This is a genomic window from Gorillibacterium terrae (assembly GCF_051594785.1).
GTDB lineage: Bacteria > Bacillota > Bacilli > Paenibacillales > NBRC-103111 > Gorillibacterium.
This window is the reverse complement of record NZ_JBPPGI010000001.1, coordinates 1,642,198-1,665,688: the sequence shown is the minus strand read 5'-3', so window position 1 is coordinate 1,665,688 and position 23,491 is coordinate 1,642,198. Positions and strand designations below refer to the sequence as shown.

The 23,491-nt window shown below is 59.0% G+C and carries 20 protein-coding genes; all 20 read right to left on the bottom strand.

Going from position 1 to position 23,491, the window contains the following annotated elements:
• Positions 1 to 6: 6 nt before the first annotated feature.
• Entirely contained in the window at positions 7 to 3,078 is a 3,072-nt protein-coding gene (infB, locus tag ACSEXS_RS07240; protein WP_438432489.1) for a translation initiation factor IF-2, read from the bottom strand.
• The gene (locus ACSEXS_RS07235; protein WP_438432488.1) at positions 3,071 to 3,397 is read right to left on the bottom strand and encodes a L7Ae/L30e/S12e/Gadd45 family ribosomal protein; all 327 of its coding nucleotides are present in this window, start codon (positions 3,395 to 3,397) and stop codon (positions 3,071 to 3,073) included. The genes infB and ACSEXS_RS07235 overlap by 8 nt, the downstream gene beginning before the upstream one ends.
• Positions 3,390 to 3,704 (bottom strand): RNase P modulator RnpM, encoded by a 315-nt coding sequence (gene rnpM, locus ACSEXS_RS07230; RefSeq protein WP_438432487.1) that lies wholly within the window; start codon positions 3,702 to 3,704, stop codon positions 3,390 to 3,392. The genes ACSEXS_RS07235 and rnpM overlap by 8 nt, the downstream gene beginning before the upstream one ends.
• 33 nt (positions 3,705 to 3,737) lie before the next feature.
• Positions 3,738 to 4,835, bottom strand: coding sequence for a transcription termination factor NusA (gene nusA, locus ACSEXS_RS07225; protein ID WP_438432486.1), 1,098 nt, complete (start codon positions 4,833 to 4,835; stop codon positions 3,738 to 3,740).
• 45 nt (positions 4,836 to 4,880) lie between these two features.
• Complete coding sequence (rimP, locus tag ACSEXS_RS07220; protein ID WP_438432485.1) at positions 4,881 to 5,339, bottom strand: ribosome maturation factor RimP; 459 nt, start codon at positions 5,337 to 5,339, stop codon at positions 4,881 to 4,883.
• Positions 5,340 to 5,729: 390 nt separating this feature from the next.
• On the bottom strand, positions 5,730 to 10,061 hold the full coding sequence (locus ACSEXS_RS07215) for a PolC-type DNA polymerase III (protein WP_438432484.1): 4,332 nt from the start codon (positions 10,059 to 10,061) through the stop codon (positions 5,730 to 5,732).
• A gap of 183 nt (positions 10,062 to 10,244) precedes the next feature.
• Positions 10,245 to 11,186, bottom strand: coding sequence for a helix-turn-helix domain-containing protein (locus tag ACSEXS_RS07210; RefSeq protein ID WP_438432483.1), 942 nt, complete (start codon positions 11,184 to 11,186; stop codon positions 10,245 to 10,247).
• 1 nt (position 11,187) lies between these two features.
• On the bottom strand, positions 11,188 to 12,144 hold the full coding sequence (locus tag ACSEXS_RS07205) for a helix-turn-helix domain-containing protein (protein ID WP_438432482.1): 957 nt from the start codon (positions 12,142 to 12,144) through the stop codon (positions 11,188 to 11,190).
• A 125-nt stretch (positions 12,145 to 12,269) separates the two neighbouring features.
• Entirely contained in the window at positions 12,270 to 13,244 is a 975-nt protein-coding gene (locus ACSEXS_RS07200; protein ID WP_438432481.1) for a phosphotransferase family protein, read from the bottom strand.
• 77 nt (positions 13,245 to 13,321) lie between these two features.
• Positions 13,322 to 14,776, bottom strand: coding sequence for a proline--tRNA ligase (gene proS / locus ACSEXS_RS07195; RefSeq protein ID WP_438432480.1), 1,455 nt, complete (start codon positions 14,774 to 14,776; stop codon positions 13,322 to 13,324).
• A 131-nt stretch (positions 14,777 to 14,907) separates the two neighbouring features.
• Positions 14,908 to 16,164, bottom strand: a complete 1,257-nt coding sequence (rseP, locus tag ACSEXS_RS07190) for an RIP metalloprotease RseP (RefSeq protein WP_438432479.1) — start codon at positions 16,162 to 16,164, stop codon at positions 14,908 to 14,910.
• A 152-nt stretch (positions 16,165 to 16,316) separates the two neighbouring features.
• The gene (locus ACSEXS_RS07185) at positions 16,317 to 17,468 is read right to left on the bottom strand and encodes a 1-deoxy-D-xylulose-5-phosphate reductoisomerase (protein ID WP_438432478.1); all 1,152 of its coding nucleotides are present in this window, start codon (positions 17,466 to 17,468) and stop codon (positions 16,317 to 16,319) included.
• Between the two features lie 14 nt (positions 17,469 to 17,482).
• The gene (locus ACSEXS_RS07180; protein ID WP_438432477.1) at positions 17,483 to 18,298 is read right to left on the bottom strand and encodes a phosphatidate cytidylyltransferase; all 816 of its coding nucleotides are present in this window, start codon (positions 18,296 to 18,298) and stop codon (positions 17,483 to 17,485) included.
• Positions 18,299 to 18,318: 20 nt separating this feature from the next.
• A complete protein-coding gene (gene uppS, locus ACSEXS_RS07175; RefSeq protein ID WP_438432476.1) occupies positions 18,319 to 19,080 on the bottom strand; it encodes an undecaprenyl pyrophosphate synthase in 762 nt (253 codons plus the stop codon).
• A gap of 160 nt (positions 19,081 to 19,240) precedes the next feature.
• Entirely contained in the window at positions 19,241 to 19,798 is a 558-nt protein-coding gene (gene frr / locus ACSEXS_RS07170; RefSeq protein WP_438432475.1) for a ribosome recycling factor, read from the bottom strand.
• 1 nt (position 19,799) lies between these two features.
• The gene (gene pyrH / locus ACSEXS_RS07165) at positions 19,800 to 20,525 is read right to left on the bottom strand and encodes a UMP kinase (protein ID WP_438432474.1); all 726 of its coding nucleotides are present in this window, start codon (positions 20,523 to 20,525) and stop codon (positions 19,800 to 19,802) included.
• Positions 20,526 to 20,616: 91 nt separating this feature from the next.
• Positions 20,617 to 21,267, bottom strand: coding sequence for a translation elongation factor Ts (gene tsf / locus ACSEXS_RS07160; RefSeq protein WP_438432473.1), 651 nt, complete (start codon positions 21,265 to 21,267; stop codon positions 20,617 to 20,619).
• A 126-nt stretch (positions 21,268 to 21,393) separates the two neighbouring features.
• Positions 21,394 to 22,092: a 30S ribosomal protein S2 gene (gene rpsB / locus ACSEXS_RS07155; protein ID WP_438432472.1), complete on the bottom strand. Its 699-nt coding sequence runs from the start codon at positions 22,090 to 22,092 to the stop codon at positions 21,394 to 21,396.
• Positions 22,093 to 22,342: 250 nt separating this feature from the next.
• Positions 22,343 to 22,855, bottom strand: coding sequence for a hypothetical protein (locus ACSEXS_RS07150; protein ID WP_438432471.1), 513 nt, complete (start codon positions 22,853 to 22,855; stop codon positions 22,343 to 22,345).
• On the bottom strand, positions 22,848 to 23,477 hold the full coding sequence (locus tag ACSEXS_RS07145; RefSeq protein ID WP_438432470.1) for a hypothetical protein: 630 nt from the start codon (positions 23,475 to 23,477) through the stop codon (positions 22,848 to 22,850). Before ACSEXS_RS07145 ends, ACSEXS_RS07150 begins: the two co-directional genes overlap by 8 nt.
• Positions 23,478 to 23,491 lie beyond the last annotated feature (14 nt).

The window sequence follows — 23,491 nt, the reverse complement described above, 5'->3', positions numbered from 1 at the left end:
GTTCAATCACCTCTCAACGGTTTCCATAACGAAGGCTTCGATGACGTCGCCTTCCTTGATGTCATTGTATTTTTCGAGAGTGATGCCGCATTCGTAGCCTTGGGCGACTTCCTTGGCGTCGTCCTTGAACCGCTTGAGCGAGTCGATCTTGCCTTCGTATACCACAATTCCGTTGCGGATGAGTCGGGCTTCCGCCGAACGGCTGATCTTGCCTTGGGTAACCATACAACCGGCGATCGATCCCACCTTGGATACCTTGAACACGTTGCGGACTTCGGCGTGGCCGATGACGCTTTCCTTGAAGATCGGGTCCAGCATGCCCTTCATGGCCTGCTCGATCTCTTCGATGACGTTGTAGATGATCCGGTGCAGGCGCAGATCGACCTTCTCCTGGTCCGCCGCCAACTTGGCCTGCGGTTCCGGGCGGACGTTGAAGCCGATGATGATGGCGTTCGAGGCCGAAGCCAGCGATACGTCGGATTCGGTGATTGCACCGACGCCGGAATGGATGATCTTCACGCGGGCGCCCTGAACGTCGATCTTCTCCAGTGAGCTCTTGAGCGCTTCGGCGGACCCTTGCACGTCGGCTTTGATGATGACAAACAGGTCCTTGATCTCGCCTTCCTGGATGTGTTTGTACAGATCATCCAGCGTGACGCGGACGTTGGCTCCCATTTCCGACTGGCGGAGCGTCTGGGCGCGGCGCTCGGCGATGTCGCGGGCCTTGCGTTCGTCTTCGTAAGCGAGGAACGGGTCGCCCGCATGCGGAACCTCGGTGAGACCGGTAATTTCCACCGGGGTGGACGGACCGGCTTCCTTAAGCTTCCTGCCCTTGTCGTTGACCATCGCCCGGACGCGGCCGAAGCATACCCCGGCGATGAAGCTGTCGCCGACCTTCAGCGTACCGTTCTGGATCAAGACGCGCACGACCGGACCCTTGCCCTTGTCGAGCTCGGCTTCGATGACCGTACCGCGGGCGCGCTTATCGGGATTGGCCTTCAGTTCCTTGACTTCCGCGACGAGCAGGATCATTTCCAGCAGCTCTTCGAGGTTGGTGCGCTGCTTGGCGGAAATGTTGACGAAGATGGTGTCTCCGCCCCATTCTTCCGGAACCAGCTCATATTCGGTGAGCTCCTGCTTGATCTTATCCGGGTTGGCGCCCGGCTTGTCGATCTTGTTGACGGCGACGATAATCGGAACACCCGCCGCCTTGGCATGGTTGATCGCTTCGACCGTCTGCGGCATGACGCCGTCGTCGGCGGCCACGACCAAAATGGTGATGTCGGTGACTTGGGCGCCGCGTGCGCGCATGGAGGTAAAGGCTTCGTGACCCGGGGTATCCAGGAACGTGATTTTCTTGCCGTTTACTTCCACCTGGTACGCGCCGATGTGCTGGGTAATGCCGCCGGCTTCGCCTTCGGTGACGCTGGATTCGCGGATGGCGTCGAGCAGCGTGGTCTTGCCGTGGTCGACATGGCCCATGATCGTAACGACCGGCGGGCGCTCATGCAGATCGGCCTCGTCGTCCACTTCTTCGATCGTTTCGAAGTTGTCTTCGTCTACGGCGATCTTGAGCTCCACTTCCACGCCGAACTCGGAAGCGAGCAGTTGAATGGCATCAATATCGAGCTCTTGGTTGATGGTAGCCATCGTTCCCATGAGCAGAAGCTTCTTGATTACCTCGGAGAGGTCCTTATGCAGCAGCTTGGCGGTCTCGCCGACCGTCATGCTTCCGCGCACGATGATCTTCTTCGGGGTGTTGTCGATCTTCTCCTTGCGGGGAACCTGCGCTCCCCCTCTGCCCCGCCCGCGGTTATTGCGGCCGCCGGCGCGGTCATCGTACCGCTTGCCGGTTTTCTGGCGTTTGGAGGCGACGCCCTCGTTGGCTTTTACATCCATTTCGTCCACGCCTGCGGGCACGAACGCATTGCGGTTCGGACGGCCGCCGGCATCGTGGCTGCGGTTTGGCGTTTTGTCCTTCTCCTTCTCCTTGAGACGGCGAGGTTCCGGACGGTTGACCGTGGAGGAAGCCGGCGCGCTGGTCGCGGGACGCTGGCCGAAGCCACCTTGACCTTGCGGACGGCCGCCGCCTTGGCCCTGCGGGCGGTTGCCCTGGCCGTCGCGGTTGAAACCGCCGCCTTGGCCCTGCGGACGATTGCCGCCTTGGCCGCCGCGATTGAAGCCGCCGCCTTGGCCCTGCGGACGGTTGCCCTGATAGCCTCCGCCTTGACCTTGCGGACGATTGCCCTGGCCGTCGCGGTTGTACCCGCCACCTTGGCCTTGCGGCCGGTTGCCCTGGCCATCGCGGTTGTACCCGCCGCCTTGACCTTGCGGGCGATTGCCCTGGCCGTCGCGGTTGTACCCGCCGCCTTGGCCTTGCGGGCGGTTGCCCTGGCCGTCACGGTTGTACCCGCCGCCTTGGCCTTGCGGGCGGTTGCCCTGGCCGTCGCGGTTGTACCCGCCGCCTTGGCCTTGCGGGCGATTGCCCTGGCCGTCGCGGTTGTACCCGCCGCCTTGACCCTGCGGGCGATTGCCCTGGCCGTCGCGGTTGTACCCGCCGCCTTGGCCTTGCGGGCGGTTGCCCTGGCCTTGACCGCCGCCGCGGTTGCCCTGATAGCCGCCCTGGCCCTGCGGGCGGTCGTTGCGTTCGCCGCCGCGGTCATTGCGCACGGGCTGCTCGCCCTGCGGCGCGGACGAAGGGCTTGCCTCGTCCTGAGCGCGCTGCACGGCGGGCTGGCCGCCGGATGCCGGCGCGGAGGAAGCCGCCGGGGCGCCGTTCTGGTTCTGCGGGCGATTGTGGCCGCCCTGATTCTTCGGCGAGTTGCCGGAATGCGAGCCCTGGCCGGGCTTGCCGCCCTGGCCGCCCTCTTGCGCGCGCTTGGCGGCTGCGTTCGATTTGACGTCGTGGAAGAATTTCTCCACGGCCTGCACGGAATCGTTCTCCATGACGCTCATGTGATTATTAACGGAAATATTCAGTCGTTTAAGAATTGTTATAATCTCCTTACTGCTCATATTCAAGGATTTGGCGTACTCGTACACCCTGAGCTTATCTTTATTATTGTCTTGTTTATTCAAATCGTTCCACCTCCGCAGGTTTTCCCTGGCTCTCGGTCAACAGCTTGGCAAAACCGTTGTCGACGACAGCCACGACTACACGAGCTTCTTTTCCGATCCCGGCTCCGATCTCGCTCCGGGTTCCGTGTTCCACAAGCGGTATATGATAATGGCTGCACTTGTCGGCAAACTTCTTGCGGGTATTGTCCGACGCATCGGCTGCGAGGAGCACCAGCTTGGCTTCCTGTGAACGGATGGCGGCGAGAACCGCCGAATCTCCGTGCACGACCTTGCCCGCCCGCATAGCCAACCCCAGCCGGTTGAAAAATAGATTATTCATCGCCGTCTCCCGCCTCAGCCTGCACAGCCCGAAATTCATCCTCCGACTTGATGAAGTCCTGCTCGAGCCTCCGGTAGATTTCCGCTCCGACCGGCACCTTGAGGGCGCGATCGAGCGCTTTGTTCTTCGTTGCGAGCTTGAAGCAGGACAATTTGCCGCACAGGTAGGCGCCGCGGCCCGACTTTTTGCCCCGAAGATCAATCTCGGTTTCCCCTTCCGGGGTGCGGACAACACGGATCAGTTCTTTCTTGGGCATCATTTCCTGACACGCCACGCATTTGCGCATGGGGATTTTTCGCTGCTTCATGGTTTACACCGCCTGTCTTGGTCTTGCCCCCGGTCAGTCGATGCTGATCGAGTCCTGAGGCATCTCGTCGGTGAGCGACCTCGGACGGCCGAATTCCTGCTCCGCCTGCGATTCGCTCTTGATGTCGATCTTCCAGCCGGTCAGCTTGGCGGCCAAGCGGGCGTTCTGCCCCTTGATGCCGATGGCAAGCGACAGCTGATGGTCCGGAACGATAACCCGGGACATCTTCTCGTTCTCGAACACGTTAACCTCCAACACCTTGGAGGGACTAAGGGCATTGGCCACGTATTCCTCCACCGCATCGGACCAGCGCACGATATCGATCTTCTCGCCGCGCAGCTCGTTGACGATCGTCTGCACGCGGACGCCCTTCGGGCCGACACAGGAGCCGACCGGATCGACCTCGGAGTTGCGGGAATGAACGGCGATCTTCGAGCGCAGGCCGGCTTCGCGGGCAACGGAGCGAATCTCGACGACCCCGTCGTAAATCTCCGGCACTTCCAGCTCGAACAGGCGCTTCAAGAGACCGGGATGGGTGCGGGACAGGAAGATCTGCGGGCCCTTCGTCGTGTTTTCCACTTTGGTAATATAAGCTTTGATCCGGTCGTTGTGCTTGAATTTCTCTCCCGGCATCAGTTCCGTCAAGGGAAGCACCGCCTCCACCTTGCCGAGGTCGACGAACAGGCTGCGCGTGTCCTGCCGCTGCACGATCCCGGTAACGATGTCCTCTTCCTTCTCAATGAAGGCGTTATAGATGAGGCCGCGTTCGGCTTCGCGGATGCGTTGGGTCACCACCTGCTTCGCGGTCTGGGCCGCGATTCGGCCAAAATCCCGCGGCGTGACTTCAATCTCCACGATATCCCCGAGCACGAAGCTGCCGCTGATCTCGCGGGCGGCCTCGAGCGAGATTTCCATCCGCGGATCGAGCACATCCTCGGTAACGGTTTTGCGGGCGTAGACCTTAATGAGGCCGGTCTGCCGGTTGATGTCCACCCGGACGTTCTGGGCGGTGTTGAAATTGCGTTTGTAGCTGGAGATCAGTGCGGCTTCAATCGCTTCGATAATGATATCCTTGCTGATTCCCTTGGTTGATTCGAGTTCGTTCAGCGCCTCGATAAAATCGGTATTCATAGCGCTTTTCATTCCCCCTTCCAAATAGTTGCGGTCCTCTCTCCGCTAGAACACGATGGCGAGCCGGGCTCCGGCCACCTTGTCGCGGGGAATGGCATACTCTTTCTTCCCCACCTGAACGGTCAGTGTATCATCGGTCACCGCAGCGAGCCGTCCTTCGAATTCTTTCAATCCCTGAATGGGTTCATACGTGGTGATCAGGACGTGCTTGCCCTCGGCCCGGAGAAAGTCCTGGGGCTTCTTGAGCGGCCGTTCGGCGCCCGGCGAGGACACCTCGAGAAAATACGCATCCGAAATCGGGTCGAGCTCATCGAGCTTCGCGCTCATGAATTCGCTGATCTGGCCGCAATCGTCGATGTCGATGCCGCCTTCCTTGTCTACATAGATGCGCAAAAACCAGTTGCTGCCTTCTTTGACGTACTCCACATCCACCAGTTCAAATCCGTGCTCCGTAAGCCACGGCAGGGCAAAGGCTTCCACGGTTGACTTGATGCTTGCGCTCAAGCGGCTAACCCCCTTATCACCATCGTGTGTCTCCAGTCCGTTCCCGCTAGCCGGCTCGGCCTTCTCGCGTTCCATCCGACCGCAACTTCCTCTGACGCATGACGATAGACGGCTGACCGTTTCCCTGTGAACAGGATGAACGGGCCGTTTACCCGACAAATCAGAACGGCATAGGTGCCGAGAAGCCATGAGGTCTGATTTATAAATGTAAAGAGTGGGTTTCCCCACTCTCTCGCAAACGGACGTTTACTTTCATTATTGCCAAAAAAAATTATACCATAACCGGTGAACCCTTACAATAGCCGTAAAGCAAAAAGCCTTTACAATTATCGGGAGGTCGCCGCTCCGCGGAAAAAGGACCTTTGCCTATCGCCGGCAAAGGTTCCTTCCTTAAAAGAGCGACAGCTGATTGGATTCCGGCAGGCCGCGGAAGCAGCCCATGCCCGTAAGCAGCTCGACGATGGTCTTCGACGCCCGGGAGCGGCGCTGGAAGTCTTCGATGGAGAGGAAATCTCCCTCCTCCTTGGCGGCCGCAATCTGCCTCGCGGCATTGTCGCCGATTCCGGCGATGGCCGAGAACGGGGGAATCAGCGAATCGCCGTCGACCAGGAACTTGGTCGCATGCGACCGGTAGAGATCGAGCGGCTTGAACGTGAAGCCGCGCGCGGTCATTTCGAGCCCCATTTCCAGGATGGGGCACATCGCCTTTTCCTTCGGGGCGGCCTGGAAGCCCTTGTTCTCGATCTCGATCAGCTTCTTTAAGATAGCGTCATAGCCTTGGCAGAACAGCTCGATATCGAAATCCTCCGCCCGCACCGAGAAATAAGTGGCATAGTAGGCGATCGGATGATAGAGCTTGTAGTAAGCGGTCCGAACCGCCGATATGACATACGCGGAAGCGTGCGCCTTCGGGAACATGTACTTGATTCGCTCGCAGGAGTCGATGTACCAGGCCGGGACGTTGCACTTCTTCATTTCTTCCTTCCACTCGTCTGTCAGCCCGCGGCCCTTGCGGACGCTCTCGGTGATCTTGAATGCGAGCCCCGCGTCCATGCCCGCCTTGTAAATCAGATAGAGCATGATGTCGTCGCGGCAGCCGATAACGGTCTTGATGGTGCAGACGCCGCGCTTGATCAGCTCCTGGGCATTGCCGAGCCACACGCCGGTTCCGTGCGACAGACCGGAAATCTGCAGCAGGTCGGCGAAGGTTGTCGGATGCGTCTCCTGGAGCATCTGCCGGACGAAGCCGGTCCCCATCTCGGGAATGCCGTAGGTCGCCACCGGGGTGCGAATCTGATCCGGCGTGACCCCGAGCGCGTCCGTCGAGCTGAACAGGCTCATCACCTTCGGGTCATTCATCGGGATCGTCGTCGGGTCCACGCCGGTGAGGTCTTGAAGCATGCGCATCATCGTCGGATCATCGTGTCCGAGAATATCGAGCTTGAGCAGGTTCTCTTCGAAGGAGTGGTAATCGAAGTGGGTCGTCATCCAATCCGCACTCGTGTCGTCGGCGGGATATTGGACCGGCGTCACGTCTTCCACATCGATGTAATCGGGCACGACGACGATGCCGCCGGGGTGCTGGCCGGTGCTGCGGCGGACGCCGGTGCAGCCCATGGCGAGCCGCTCCACTTCGGCCTTTCGCCAGCTCTTGCCCATGTGCTCTTCGTATTTCTTCGTGTATCCGAAGGCCGTTTTATCCGCGACGGTTCCGATTGTGCCGGCCCGGAATACGTTCTTCTCGCCGAACATGACCTTCGTGAAGTTATGGGCCTCCGGCTGGTATTCGCCGGAGAAGTTCAGGTCGATATCGGGAACCTTGTCGCCCTTGAAGCCGAGGAACGTCTCGAAGGGAATATCCTGGCCTTCCCCCTTGAGAGGACCGCCGCAATTCGGGCAGGCCTTGTCCGGAAGATCGAATCCGGACGGAATCCGGCCGTCGGTGAAGAACTCGCTGAATTTGCAGGCCGGGCAGATGTAATGCGGCGGCAACGGATTTACCTCGGAGATGCCGAGCATCGTCGCGACAAACGAGGAGCCGACCGAGCCGCGGGAGCCGACCAGATAGCCGTCGGCGTTGGACTTCTTCACCAGCTTCTCCGAGATCAGGTAGTTCGCCGAGAAGCCGTAGCCGATGATCGGCTTTAGCTCCTTCTCCAGGCGCGCCGTGACGATCTCGGGAACCGGTTCGCCGTACATCGCTTTGGCCGTGGCGTAACAGGTGCTGCGGATTTCTTCCTCCGCTCCCTCCATGATCGGCGAGAAGAGGCCGTTGTCGGTCGGGCCGCCCTTCTTCGGGAACAGCTGAATCTCCTCGAACTCATCCGCCAGCCGGTCGGTCGCTTCGATGACGACTTCGCGGGCTTTCTCTGCGCCGAGGAAGGCGAATTCCTCCAGCATCTCCTCGGTCGTGCGGAAGTGCGCATCCGGCTTGCGCTGGTCCTTCAGCGGACTGAAGCCGGTGATGCCGTGGATCGTGATGTCGCGGCAGATCTTGTCGCGCGGTTCCAGGTAATGGACATTGCCGGTGGCTATGACCGGCTTGCCCTGCTTGTAGCCGATCTCGCAGATGGTGCGGACCGCTTTTTCCAGATCCAGCTTGCTGCCGACAAGTCCCTTGTCCACGAGGTGAAGGTACATGTCCAGCGGCTGAATTTCCAGCACGTCGTAGAATTCCGCAACCCGTTCCGCATCTTCCCGCGATTTGTTCAGAACGGTCTCGAACAGCTCGCCCTTCTCGCAGCCCGAGATGACCATCAGCCCTTCGCGGTACTCGTTCAGCTTGGTGCGCGGGATGGTCGGCACGCGGTTGAAATGCTCCGTATGCGACAGCGAGATCAGCTTGTACAGGTTCTTCTTGCCCGCCTGCGTCCGCGCGTAGATGTTGCAGTGGAACGGCCGCTGATTCGAAAGGTCCTTGCCGACGTTATCGTTCAGCGCGGATAAGCGGGAGAACCCGCGCTCCTGGAGGCCTTCCTTCAGCATCGCATGAAGGACGCCGCCGGTCGCTTCGGCGTCGTCGATGGCGCGGTGGTGATTTTCCAGACTGACCTTGAACTTGGCCGCCAGCGTATTCAACCGGTGGTTCTTCAGATCCGGGTACATGAACCGGGCCAGCTCCAGGGTATCCAGAATCGGGTTCGGCAGAATCGGCAGCCCGAGACGCTTCAGGTTCGCCTGAATGAAGCCCATGTCGAACTGGGCGTTATGCGCCACAATGACGCTGTCGCCGATGAATTCGGCGAATTTGGGCAGCATCTCCTCGAGCTCCGGAGCGCCCTTCACCATATCGTCGGAGATATTGGTGAGCTGAGTGATGTTGTATGGAATCGTCTCGTGCGGATCGATGAAGGTGGAGAACCGGTCGATGACCTGGTCGCCGCGCATCTTCACGCCCGCGATCTCGATGATCTTGTTGTTGACGACGGACAAGCCGGTGGTCTCGATGTCGAAGACCACATACTCGGTATCGGCAATCGAACGGTCGTCCGGCTGGAGCACGATGGGGACGGCGTCGTTGACGACATTCGCCTCCACGCCGTAAATCACCTTGATGCCGTGCTTCTTTCCCGCCTTGCCCGCTTCGGGATAAGCCTGGACGGTGCTGTGGTCGGTGACGGCGATTGCCTTCATGCCCCACTTGGCCGCGGTCTTGATGTATTCATCCACCGGGGTGATGCCGTCCATCGTGCTCATCGAGGTATGCAGGTGAAATTCAACCCGCTTCTTCTCGGCGTTGTCCTTGCGTGCGGGCGGAGCCGAGACCTCGCAGAGGTCGGACGGCATGAACATCAGCTCGGGCGGCTGGGAGAAGGTATCGTATTCGACCTTGCCGCGCGCCTTGATCCATTTTCCGTTCTCCAACAGGCCGTAGACCTTCGCATCTTCCTTGTTGCGGGCGAATGCCTTGACCATGATGGAATCGGTAAAGTCGGTCAAATTGAACATAAACAGCATGTTGCCGTTCTTCAGCTCCCGGGAATCGAGCGCGAACACCATGCCATGGATGGTAATCTTCTTTTCAACGTCCTGGATCGTCTGAATGGGGACCGGCGGCTCTTTGATGTCATAGCCCAGCATGAGCTTGATCTCCGCTTCGGCCAGCTTCGCCGTCTCGTTCTCCCTCTCGATGGAGGTGAAAATCTCTTGAACGACGCTGTTGCCTTCTTCCTCGATCAGCTTCGCGAACTGCTCCATCTCCTGGTCCCGGTTGTCGGAAATCTGGAGCGTCACTTGGCAGTCATATCCGAAGAATTCGCGGAAAAAGCGAATGATCAGCTTGTCGAGCTGCTTCTTGCGGGCAAGATCCAGGCCGATTCGGTCGAGCAAATGCAGCGTGATCCGGGAGCCGTCCACGTCGTAGCGGGCTTTGGTGAGCCAGCCGTTGATGGAGACCTCCTCGCGTTGAATCCACTCGATGAGCATTCCCCAATAGGCTTCCACCAGCTTGTCGCCGGGCGTCGTTTCCCCATAGCGAATGACAAACCGCACCTTGGCGATATGCTGGAATTTCTCTTGAATGATCCGGCAAAAGGATCGGTAGACGTCGGCAGGCACCAGAGTTTCTTTGGCCAAATGGATGGTCCAGGCCTTGTTCCCCGGACTCACTACGACCTGATCGATGTAGCCGTCGGCGAAATAGGACGCTGCCACTTCCTGCGGAACTTCGGCAGACTGCATCAACTGCTCGAAGCGTGTTCTCTTGTCGGCCAAGCTGCTCAAATGGGGTCACCTCAAACTCAAGTCTCTCAGGTTAGCTCTCTCTCGCAAAGGGAATAAACCGATGCAAAGAAAGAGCAAAGGAACGGACCCGTTTCTCCGGTCCATCCCCGTGCTCTTTCTATTGTAGCGGATTGATGGGGTTTCTACCACTTGAAAAAAGAAGATTCGGTCGCGTACTCGCCCTTACTTGCGCAAAGCCAAGCTTGCAAGCGTTTCCTGGCTCAAGAAGGGAGCCAACCCGGACAAGGGGACGTACTGCCCGTTCGCGGCCGCTTGCTCCGCCAGCCCGTCGAGTACCTCGCGGCTGACGAACGGGGCAAGCGCCATTAGATTCTGATAGTGGCCGCTCCTCGCCGAATCCGCGACCAAACGGTCCAGCACCTCCCGGCTCACGAACGGAGCGAGCGCCTCCAGGCGGCTGAAGCTGCCCCGCTCGGCGGCACTTTCCGCCAACCGATCCAGCACAGAGCGGCTGACAAACGGGGCGAGCGGGACGATATCCTTCGGCCTTCCCGTATCCGCCAGCTGTTCGGCCAGTCGGTCGAGCACCTCCCGGCTGACAAACGGAGCCAGTGCCTGCAGCTGGTTCAATCTTCCCGTCTTGCCGATGGCCGATTCGGCTAACCCGTCGAGCACAGATCGGCTGACAAAGGGGGCGAGGCCGACCAAGCCGTCGTAATCCCCTTCCGCATCGGCTTGTACGGCAAGCGGATCAAGGAACTCGCGGCCGAGAAACGGGGCAAGCCCGACCAGGTCGGTCAGCCGATTCGGCACGCCGATCCGGTTGACCATCTCCTCCGTCTGCGCCGGTTTCAGGATCGGCGCCACTTCCGCGACCTCGTCCACCCCGACGGCATGGGCTTCGAGATAGGTCTCCACATTATCCTCGATCAGGCTGTGCAGCAAACCGGCCGAAGCGGAATTCCCCAGAATCGTATCCACGCTTACCCCGAACAGCTCGGCAAGATCGGGAAGCTTGGAAATGTCCGGCATGGAGGTTCCCCTCTCCCAATTGCTCACGGCTTGATAGCTGATGCCCAGCCGGTCGGCCAGCTCCATTTGGGTCATGTCGGCTTTCTTGCGCAGTTCGTTGATGGTCTGCCCTACAAGTCTCATATCGAACATCTCAGCGATCCCCTTTCGGTTGGGATGGATTCATTCTAGCGCGCAGGTACTCGTCCAGCGATCCTCTCGGCAGAAAAGGCAGCACCGGTCCCAATGCCTCGATGCCTTGTTTCTCCATCGCATCGACAGCCAAGCGGACGATGAGCTCCTTGTCCAAATGGGGAAACAGATCCTCGAGCTCTTCCAGGCCCTCCCTGCGATAGATGATCTCGGCGAGCTCTCCCAACTGATCTTTTCCAAGGAAGGGAAGCAGCTCCTCCACATCATCGAGGTCGCCGATTTGCAGCCGCCGTTTCGTCGCCTCCGCCAGAGCCCCCCTGCTTGCGAACGGAGCCAATTCTTCGAGATCCCCATCTCGCCAAGCCCATTTCAGCAAAAGCTGGTCTACCGCCGCTTGACCCAGATGCGGCAGCAATTCCTCCACATCTTCTCCGCGCTCGGCCATTCCGCCGGCAATGGAGCCAAGAATGTCGCGGCTCAGGAACGGCGCCAGCTCCTCGATGCCGTCCGTATCGCCGGTCGCCGCCGCTGCGACAGCCAACTGGTCAAGCGTTTCCCGGCTGAGGTAAGGCGCCAGCTCCGTCAAATCTTCCAGGCTGGATCCCTTCATTAACCGCGCCGCCGCTTGCTCCGTCTGTCGGGGCTTCAAGATCGGCGCCAGCTCCGCCACCTCTTCGCCGCTGACGGGATGCGACTCCAAATACTCGTCCATCCGGTTTTCCAATGCGCTGTGAAGCAGACCGGATACCGGTGCATCGCCGAGCAGAGTGTCGACGCTTACCCCCAGAATCCCGGCCAGCTCCGGAAGCTTGGCGATATCGGGCATCGACAGCCCTCGCTCCCAATTGCTGACCGCTTGATAGCTGATGCTGAGCCGATCGGCCAATTCCATCTGGGTCATGTTAGCGGCTTTACGCAGCTCTCCGATGACTTGTCCCACTTGTTTCATATCGAACATGGAAACATCCATCCTTTCCTCTGACATGTCCACATCGTACCGTGAATTCGGCCGGTCGGCTATCAAGCGTTCGTTGAGTCGTAGCGGCAGACGTATGAATGCGCAGGCGGATTATGGCGTGGGACTCAAGCGCCCGTTGAGTCCGCTTGCCGCAGCCTCTCCATGGTCTTGTTTATGGATCTCGTAGCCATATCATACAGGCCGCGATCGGGATACTGGCGATAATCCGTTTCCAGCGCCGCGATGAAGTGAAGATACAGATCGTACCAGAGAATGCGTCGTTGCTGGCTGTTCGTCAACTCGGATGCGCCGTAACCGGCGAGATACTGCGGGTGCCGGTTGAAGGATCGGAAGCCGACCTCCATCAACTCATCCGCCCACAGACAGCGTTCAAAATCAATCAGGCCGACCACGTGGCCGTCCTCCACGAACACATTCCCCGCCCAGAGGTCCCAATGAACCAATCGGGGGGGACGCACTTCGGCAAACCAAGACGAGTCCCGCGCGAGCAGCTTACGAACCGCGTCGGAAGACACGCCCAGCTCGATGGACAGCCGCTTCGCGTCGGCAAAGCAATCCTCCAGCATCGAAGCGAATACGGGATACCACTCCGCTCCTTGTTTGTCGGGTTGGCCGAAGTAACCGAAACGGTCGTTCGTGATTTCGTTCAACCGGGCGTTATACCCGCCAAGTTCGAACTCGACCCGATCCCGCTCTTCCTCGCTCAGAGAGTCGCGCAAGGCATTATAGCTCCGGCCTTCCATACAAGACATAAACAGGCAGTCGGACTCGCAATGAACGTGGCTGTCGTCATAAGCCAATACCTCCACCACCGGAACATTCGTCTGTTCCCGAACAAGCCGCATGCATTCCGCCTCGGCCCGCATGATCGCTTTTTCATGTGTCATGACGGGCATGTCCCGGTTTGGAGCCACCTTCATGATGACTTCCCGTCCACTCTGATAGTGAAGCCGATAAGCTGTGTTGAAATATCCTTCTGTCAGCTCGCTTGCGGCAAGCAGTCTCTCTCCAGGAAAGGCCTGTTCGGCCAGCTTGCGAATGGCGGCTTCGGATAGCCGCTGTTTGGTTGCGCTTTCCATGGTAATCGGTTTCCCCCTAAACGTTCTCGACATGCAAAATAGCCGTGCCCCGACTGGGAACACGGCTTATGAAATTCTTAATAAGCGCGACCGAAGACGACGGTATGCTTGGCCGGTTCGCCGCAGCAGACGCAGGTCGATTTGGTAACCGCGGGCTCGAAGGGGATGTTGCGGCTCGTGGCGCCGGTTTCTTCCTTCACCTGCGCTTCGCAGGCGTCCGATCCGCACCAGCCGGCGTAGGCAAAGCCCTTCTTTTCTTCCAGGAAGGCGTTCAGCTCGGCCATGGTTTCGACCGAGGTGAAGTGCTCCTCGCGGAACTGCTTGGCCTTCTCGAACATATCCCGGTGGATTTGCTCGAGCATCGCCTGAACCTCGGCCACCAGGTTTTCCTGAGCGACGACTTTCTTCTCGCCCGACACGCGGGAGACGAGGACGGCTTGCCCATTCTCCATATCGCGCGGACCGATCTCGATCCGCAGCGGGATGCCGCGCATCTCGTATTCGTTGAATTTCCAGCCCGGGCTCTGGTTCGGGTCGGCGTCGACCTTACTGCGGACACCGGCTTGCTTGAGCGCCGCATGCAGTTCTTCTACGCGCGCCACGACCGGCTCGCGGAGCTTGGGAGGACCGACCGGGATCATCACCACCTGCGTCGGAGCCACCTTCGGCGGCAGCACGAGTCCGCGGTCGTCGCCGTGAACCATGATGATCGCGCCGATCAAACGGGTGCTGACGCCCCACGAGGTCGTGTGGCAGAACGTATGCACGTTCTCGCGGTTCAAATACTTGATGTCGAACGCCACGGCGAAGTTCGTTCCCAAGTAGTGCGAGGTACCGGCTTGAACCGCCTTGCCGTCCTTCATCATCGCTTCGATCGAATAGGTATCGACGGCTCCGGCAAACTTCTCGGACGGCGTCTTCTGGCCCATGATGACCGGAATGGCGAGCACTTCCTCCACGAACTCCCGGTAGATCTCGAGCATCTGCATCGTTTCCCGGCGGGCGTCGGCTTCGTCCTCATGGGCCGTATGGCCCTCCTGCCAGAGGAATTCGCTGGTGCGCAGGAACGGCTGCGTCCGCTTCTCCCAGCGGACGACGTTCGCCCATTGGTTGATCAAGAGCGGCAGGTCGCGGTAGGAGTTGATCCATTCCGAATACATATGGCCGATCATCGTCTCCGAAGTGGGTCGGATGGCCAAGCGCTCCTCCAGCTTCTCTCCGCCCGCTTCCGTTACCCAGGGAAGCTCGGGATTGAAGCCCTCCACATGCTCCTTCTCCTTCTGGAAGAAGCTCTCCGGAATGAAGAGCGGGAAATAGGCGTTGCGGTGACCCGTCTCCTTGAACCGGGCATCCAGAAAACGCTGGCACAGCTCCCAAATCTCGTAGCTGTCCGGCTTGAACACGATGCAGCCGCGAACCGGCGAGTAGCTCATGAGATCCGCTTTCTTGATGACGTCAATGTACCAGCGGGAAAAGTCTTCGCTCTGGGGGGTGATTTCTTTGACAAACTGCTTTTCATTATCCTTCGACATGGCGACCTCCAGCCCCTATTAAAAAATGCGTACGCCGCCTCTTGTCCCTCAAGAGGCGAGCGTCTATTGCGTTGTGCCAGTTCCGGTTTCTTGGATCGTTCAGGCCCCGCCGCAGGCAGCGGGCCGCTCGATCAGCCCTGGAACAGGTTTAGAATATCGTTGTAGGTAACCGCGATCATGAGCAGCATCAGCATGGCGAAGCCGATAAAATGCACCAAGCTCTCCCGGTTCGGATCGACCGGCTTGCCGCGCACCGCCTCGACCAGCAAGAACACGAGACGGCTGCCGTCCAGCGCCGGGACAGGCAGCAGGTTGAAGATCGCAAGATACAAACTTAAGAGCGCGGACCAGCGAATCATCGGGGCTACCCCCGCCGATGCGATCTCGGCGGTAAATTTGACGGTGCCGACCGGACCGGCCAGATCGTCCATCTTAAAGTCGCCGGTGACGAGCTTCTTGAAGCCGACCAGAATCTGCTTGGTCATGTAGGTCATGTCATTCCAGGCGCCGGTGATGGCTTCGCCCGCCTGCGTGCGCCGGGTCTCAAAGCCCAGCGCCGTTCCGATGCGGATCGTGTCGCCCAGCTTGACCGGGGTCACTTCCTTTTGAATCTGCTCGCCGCCGCGATTCAGGATCAGCCGGACCGGTTCTCCGGCAGAATTCTGGATCAGTTCGACGAGACGGTTGGAGTCCGAGCCGATGTTCTCGCCGTTTACCGACAGAATCACGTCGCCTTGCTTCAGGTCGGCCTGAGCGGCGGGACTGCCCGCTTCAATGGTCCCCAGCTTGATGTGGGTCGGCACTCCGGCCGCAAGCGTATAGATCAGGAATAGGACGAACGCCAGAAGGACGTTCATCACAGGGCCGGCCAAGATGGTCAAAAACCGCTGGAACACGGTTTTGCTGCCAAACTGACGATCCTTCGGCGCAATTTGCGTCTCTTTGCCCTCGCTCACCACTTCCGCTTTGGGCAGAACATCGAAGCGGTGGGTTTCACCGTCCACCTTCAGCGTGACGAACAGCCGGTCTTCAAGATCGAAGTCCTCGATCTCGCCGACCAACAGATTGGGAAGGCGCTCGAACCGGTCGGTGAACAATTGGGCGATCTTCCCGTTCTGCAGGCGGACGCCGACCGTCTGGCCGGTCGCCACTTGAAGAATCTCCGGGTCCTCTCCCGCCATCCGGGCAAAGCCGCCGATCGGCAGGAGGCGCAGCGTATACCGCGTCTCTCCGCGCTTATAGGAAAACAGCTTCGGACCGAAGCCGATGGCGAATTCGCGAACCAGAATCCCCGCCCGCTTGGCGAAGAACATATGACCGAACTCGTGAAGCGAGACCAGAACGAAAAACATCAAGATGATCTGTAAGCCGATTTCTATCGAATGCATAGGGATTCTCTCGCCCTCCTTGCTCGTACGTTTGACAACCCGAAAGCGGTTCTCGGTTTCATTGACCTAAGATTACCATGATTCCAAAGAACAATACAAGCCGGGCCGTTTCACGTAAACCTATGCGGGGAGCGGGTCTGCTATGCCCGGCATCATCCTTCGGGGCGAATTTCCGCCGCACGGCGTCTCGCCGCGGCGTCGGCCTCCAGCAGCTCGTCCAAGCCCGGATTCGCCTCGCGGGATTGCCCTTCCACGGTTCGGGCGATGATCTCCTCGATGGCGAGGAACGGGATCTCGCCGTTCAGAAACCGGGCCACCGCCGTTTCGTTTGCCGCATTGAACACGGCCGGCAGGGTTCCGCCCGCCCTTCCGCAGTCGTAAGCGAGCTTCAGCAGCGGGAACCGCTCGTAATCCATCTCCCGGAAATGCAAGAGGCCGATCTTCGTCAAATCCAGCGGTTCGGTCGGCGTCGGCCGACGTTCGGGATAGGTGAGCGCATATTGAATCGGAACGCGCATATCGGGGTTGCCGAGCTGCGCCATTACGCTATTGTCCCGGAATTCGACCATCGAATGGATAACGCTCTCGGCATGGAGCAGGACGCTGATCCGGTCATAGTCCATTCCGAAGAGCCAGTGGGCTTCGATCACTTCCAGCCCCTTGTTGACCATCGTAGCGGAGTCGATCGTGATCTTGGCGCCCATCGACCAATTGGGGTGGTTGAGCGCTTCCTTCACCGTGACGCCGCGCAGCTGCTCCCGGGTTCGGTCGCGGAAGGAGCCGCCGGAGGCGGTGATGATGAGCCGGCGGACCGCTTCGGTCTTCTCTCCGTTCAAACATTGAAAAATGGCAGAATGCTCGCTGTCGATCGGGAGTAGCCGAACTCCCCGCTTCGCCGCGGCTTCCGTGACCAAATGCCCGGCGCTGACCAGCGTTTCCTTGTTGGCCAGTCCGATATCCTTGCCCGCTTCGATGGCGGCCAGCGTCGGACCGAGGCCCATGCTGCCGACAACGGCCGTGATCACAAGGTCCGCTTCTGTGCCCGCCGCCGCTTCCTTCAGCCCTTCCGGTCCCCAGACGATCTTCACGGAGGAATCGGTCAGGAGTCGGAGCCGCTCGGCGTCTTCCTTGCTATGTACCGAAGCCAGCTTGGGCCGAAACCGGCGGATCTGCTCGGCGAGCTGCTCGACCCGGCTGCCTGCAGCCAGCGCTTCTACCTCATAGTCTTCTTGGCTGTTGGCAATCACATCGAGCGCTTGCGTTCCGATGGAGCCGGTGGAGCCGAGAATCGATAGTCTCTTCATCACAGGTGATCCTCCTATAGCAATCCGATCAAATGAAGGAACGGAAATACGATCAGCCAGCTGTCCGTGCGGTCGAGGATGCCGCCATGACCGGGCAGCAGGTTGCCGGAATCCTTGACGCCCTTCACCCGTTTATAGGCGGACTGCATCAGATCGCCGAGGGTTCCGATCACGGCGATGACGACGCCAAGCGCCGCCGCCCGGCCCAGGCTGATCCACTCCGGCCGGGCCAGATGAAACCCAAGTGCAACGAGCACCGACAGGATCGCTCCGCCTAGCGCGCCTTCCACTGTCTTGTTCGGGCTGATCGCTGGCCACAGCTTGGTCAGCGTCCACAGCTTGGCTTTGCCGATCAAGCTGCCGGTGAAGTAGGCGCCCGCATCCGACGCCCAGATGGCGAGGAAGACGAACAGCGTCCAAAAGAGGCCGTGTTCACCGGAAAGCCGCGTCTCGATCATGTAATAGTAGCCGATTCCTAAGTAAACCGCTCCCAGAAACAGATAGGCCGCTTGGTCCACCGTCGTGCGGTTCTTGCTCAGCACAGTGACCGCGAGAAGCGCAAATACTAAAAACCAAACGAGCCGCTCCGTTGTCACCGTATTCAAATAACCCGTTCCGGGATCGAAGGCCGGAAGCAAAAACAGGATTAACCCGGCGAAGCCGCATAGCGCGGCCGCCCCGGTCCGTCCGAGCTTGTTCATTCGGATGAATTCGTCGTACCCGATCAACGCCATAAGGGCGATCAACGCCGCATAAGCGTATCCTCCGACCATGAGCAAGGCAATGAAGGCTCCGCCCGCAAGCACGCCGGTGATAATCCGAGTGCGCATGAGTCACTAACTCCCTTCGGTCATTTCAGACCGCCATAGCGGCGGGTCCGGCGCTGGTATTCTTTGACCGCCTCATAAAAATCGGCCTCGCCGAATTCCGGCCAGTAACGGTTGGAAAACCAAAACTCGGTATAGGCGGATTGCCAGAGCATAAAATTGCTCAACCGCAATTCTCCGCTTGTGCGGATCATGAGGTCAGGATCGGGAAGGCCCGAGGTCAGAAGCTTGCGGGCAAACTCCTCCTCCGTCAGCGCATCGATATCGCGTTGTCCATCGGCCGTTTCCCGAGCCAGTGTCTTGACCGCTTCCAGAATCTCGCGCCGGGAGCCGTAGTTCAATGCAAAATTAAGAATGAGTCCGGTATTGTGGCGGGTATCCGCCTCCGCTTGATCCAACGCGGCCAAGGTATGGGCAGGCAGGCCTTCCCGCCAGCCGGTCATGCGAACCTGAACGTTCTTCTCGATCAATTCTTGCAGCTCAATCGCGAGAAACTCCTGAGGGAGCTTCATCAAGTAGTCGACTTCCTCCTGGGGACGGGTCCAATTCTCCGTCGAGAAGGCATACATGGTCAGAGCCTTGACTCCGATATGATCGGCGGCGATGGTTACCCGCTTGACCGCCTTCATCCCCGCATGATGGCCGGCAATCCGCGGCAAGCCTCGCTGCTTCGCCCACCTTCCATTCCCGTCCATGATGACGGCCACGTGTTTCGGAACGTTATGCGGATCCGGAATGGACGCAGCGTCCGACTCCGGCTTCGACTTCTTCCAAATTCGAACCATGGTTACCTCCACCGCAGCTGCCGATGCGGCTCAACTGCTAAGCCAGAGCCGTCATTCGTCTTTTTTTGGAAAAAGGCGTTTTCTCACCCGGCAGGCCGGGACTCAAAAACGCCTCTTGAACCGATATGCAAATGGGGTGCCGTCGAAACGGCAGAGACCGTTACACTTCCATGATCTCTTTTTCTTTGGCGGCGAGAATCTTATCCACTTCCACGATGTACCGGTCCGTCAGCTTCTGGATGTCGTCCTGATGACGGCGGGATTCGTCTTCAGACAGCCCGTCGGTCTTCTCCAGCTTCTTGATGTCGTCGTTGGCGTCCCGGCGGATGTTGCGGACGGCCACCTTCGCCTCTTCCCCGAACTTCCGGGTCATCTTGGCGAGTTCGGCGCGCCGCTCCTCGGTCAAAGCCGGGATGACGATGCGGATGATGCTGCCGTCATTCGAAGGATTCAGGCCCAGTTCCGACTTGAGGATCGCCTTCTCGATGGCGCCCATCGCCGACTTGTCCCAAGGTTGAATCATCAAAGTGCGGGAATCCGGCGTGGTGATGCCCGCCATTTGGTTCAGCGGCGTCATCGACCCGTAATATTCCACCTGAATCCGGTCAAGCAGGGATGCGGAAGCACGGCCGGCCCGGAGGCTGGCCATTTCCCGCTTCAGGGCGGTCATTGCCTTTTCCATGCGGTCTTCCGCGTTTTTCTTCACGGATGCTGGCATTTCACACACTCCCTTTAACGATTGTTCCGATTTTTTCGCCGAGTACCACTCGTTTAATGTTGCCTTCTTCCATAATGGAGAACACGATCAGCGGGATGTTGTTGTCCATGCAGAGAGAGGAGGCCGTCGTGTCCATGACGCCGAGGTTGTTGCTGATGACTTCGAGATAAGTCAGGGATTCGTATTTGATCGCCGTCTCGTCCTTGAAGGGATCGGCGGAATAGACGCCGTCGACTTTGTTCTTGGCCATCAGGATGACTTCCGCTTCGATCTCGGCCGCGCGCAGAGCGGCGGTCGTATCCGTGGAGAAGTAAGGGTTGCCGGTTCCGGCCGCGAAGATCACGACACGGCCCTTTTCCAGATGGCGAATCGCCCGTCTGCGGATGTACGGCTCCGCGATTTGCTGCATGGAAATAGAGGTTTGGACGCGGGTGGGTACTCCCACATTCTCAAGAGCATCCTGCAGGGCAAGGGAGTTCATGACCGTGGCGAGCATGCCCATGTAGTCGGCGGTTGCCCGGTCAATTCCCTTGGAGCTTCCGGCAATCCCCCGCCAAATGTTGCCGCCGCCGCATACCACGGCGACTTCCACCCCGAGCTCGTGAATGCTCTTCACTTGTTCCGCGATCGACAGAATGGTCTGAGAATCGATACCGAACCCGACAGGGCCGGCCAATGCTTCGCCGCTGAGCTTCAGCACGATCCGTTTAAACTTAGGCTGTTCCAAACCGGTTACCTCCACTGATTAGGATAAAAAGCAGGATTGCATTTCAAAGGAAGGAACACACCAGGCGCCCCTTCCCCGAATGAACCGGTTATTACATTTTGGCTTGAGCCATAACTTCTTCGACGAAGTTGTCCTGCTTCTTCTCCAGACCTTCGCCAAGCTCAAAGCGGGCAAAACGGCGGATGGTGATGTTCTCGCCGATCGTGCTGATCTTCTCGTTCAGCAGTTGGGCGATCGTCTTGTCCGGGTCTTTGATGAAGGCTTGTTCCATCAGGCAGAATTCTTCATAGAACTTGGAGAGACGGCCTTCGACCATCTTTTCGACGATCTTCTCCGGCTTGCCTTCGTTGAGGGCTTGGGCGCGGAGGATTTCGCGTTCCTTCTCGATGTCGTCGGAGGGAACTTCTTCGCGGCGGACATAACGGGGATTCGTAGCGGAAATCTGCATGGCGATATCCTTCACCAGAGCCTGGAATCCGTCGGTCTTGGCAACAAAGTCGGTTTCGCAGTTGATTTCGACGAGCACGCCGATGCGTCCGCCGCCGTGGATGTAGGAACCGACAGCGCCTTCGGTCGCGATGCGTCCGGCTTTGTTCGCCGCTGCGGCAAGGCCCTTCTCGCGGAGAATTTCGGAAGCCTTGGTCATATCGCCGTTTGCTTCATCGAGCGCTTTCTTGCAATCGAGCATGCCTGCTCCGGTTTTTTCACGAAGTTCTTTAACTTGGGCTGCAGTTACGGCCATGGGTGTTACCTCCTGTTATTGGGGGAAATGGATAGGCGAATCGGGTGCCGAGGCTATAAAGAAAGGGTGGGCGTCGGTTCTTAGACCTCCAACCCACCCCGCTATATCTCGTAAGTTTAAGCTTGCTTAAGCAGTCGTTTGCTCGCCTTGGTGAGCTTCGACAACGGCGTCTGCCACCTTGGAGGTGAGCAGTTTGACGGCGCGGATGGCGTCGTCGTTGCCCGGAATGACATAGTCGATTTCGTCCGGATCGCAGTTCGTGTCAACGATGCCTACGATCGGGATACCCAGCTTGCGGGCTTCGGCTACGGCAATGCGTTCCTTGCGGGGGTCGATGATGAACAGGGCGCTGGGCAGGTTCTTCATGCCCTTGATGCCGCCAAGGAACTTGTCAAGGCGTTCCTGTTCTTTCTTCAGCAGGATGACTTCCTTCTTCGGAAGGAGTTCAAACGTGCCGTCTTCGGCCCATTTTTCCAGCTCGTGCAGACGGGCGATACGCTTCTGGATCGTCTGGAAGTTGGTCAGCGTGCCGCCGAGCCAACGTTGGTTGATGTAGAACATACCGCAGCGCTCGGCTTCTTCCTTGACGGAATCCTGAGCCTGCTTCTTCGTTCCGACGAAGAGGAACGTGCCCCCCTCAGCCGCTACGCTCTTAACAAAGTTGTACGCTTCTTCTACTTTCTTGACCGTCTTCTGCAGGTCAATGATGTAGATGCCGTTTCTTTCGGTGAAGATGTATTTGTCCATTTTCGGGTTCCAGCGACGGGTTTGGTGACCGAAGTGTACCCCAGCTTCCAACAGCTGTTTCATGGAAATTACTGCCATCTTCACACACCTCCTCAATATGGTTTATTTGTTCCTCCGCCCTTCTCATTTTCGTGCGGGACTGCCGGTCCGGCAGCACCTCCGACCGAATTAAAAGGCGTGTGTGTTCGTGACACCGCTAATTACTATACCATAGCTAACCAACGGAGCGCAACCATTCTTCGACAAGCCTTTCAATTCCGTTCGCACTCCCTCGCCAAGCGTAAAAAAGAAGCAAACCGGCCGCAGCGCTATCCGCGAATCGGCCGGTCTACTTCGCTTCCGTGAGTGCGGCGATTACCGCATTGATGTCGGAATCGGGCTCGAACCCGTACAGGTTGGCGACGATCTTCTGGGTAAGCCCCTTCTCCTTAAGCCGCTCCCGGAAGGCGAGCCGGTCGCGGATGACGCCGGCCTGGTACAGGTATTCCTCCACCGAGTCGGAATCCATTCCCTTATAGATGTAGAGATACCTTTTCTCCGATTTTGCCTCTGCCGGTTTCGAGGAAGCGGCGGCGGGCTGCTTCAGCTTGGCGTATTCCTCCTGGCTCAGGACAACCTTCCCTTGGCGCTTGGCCGCCGAGGCCAACTCCTCGGGCGAAAGCGTCGCTTGCGGTGAAGCCGAAGGGTTGTCGGCAAACAGCGAGGAAGCCGTCGGCGCAGGCGAAGTGCTTGCGGCGTCGGGCGTCGAAGCGGTCGAGCCGATAAAGCTCAGCTGAACCAGGATCGCTCCGAGCATGATGCCGGTTCCCAAGCCGAACAGAAATTTGCGGTTCTTAAGCATGGCCTTCTTCCTCCTGCCTGGCAAGCTGCAGGATCAGGGCGGCCTCGCCCTTGCTTAAGCCTGCGCGGCGGGCGATCTGTTCGATGGACTGCCCCTGCGCATCCAGCCGGAACAGCTCGGGATACCGCTCGCGGATCGATCCGGCCGCTGCCGGCTTGGCGGCTGCCGCGGGCTCATGCGGCAGCGGGCTCTCCGGCTGCTCCAGCTCGCTGCGCCGGCGGCGGAAGGCTTCGGACAGATCATGCGCCTGTCCGGCTTCCAATCCGGGCTCGGAGGCCGCTTGTGCCGGGTGCGCCGCTTCGGGATAGGCCGCTGGCGCAGGCTGCACCGTACGAGCGGCGGACAGGCTTTGCACCTGAGCGCTCAACTCCCTTACCTGCGCTTCCAGCGCGGACGCTTTATCCTCCCAAGCTTCCGCCCGTAAGGCATATTCCTTCTTCATGCCGCTCATCGCCTCTAGCAGCCTGCGGTTCTCCTCCTCCAGATTGGCCGACACCAAGTCCAGGGCGTCCTCGATCTCCGATGCTGACGAATGCGGGGCTCCCTGTTCTTTGACAAACCACGAGAACACGACGCACAAAATTCCGATGATGACCACGACCGCCCAGGGTTCCATATTCATGTCTGCCTCCTGTC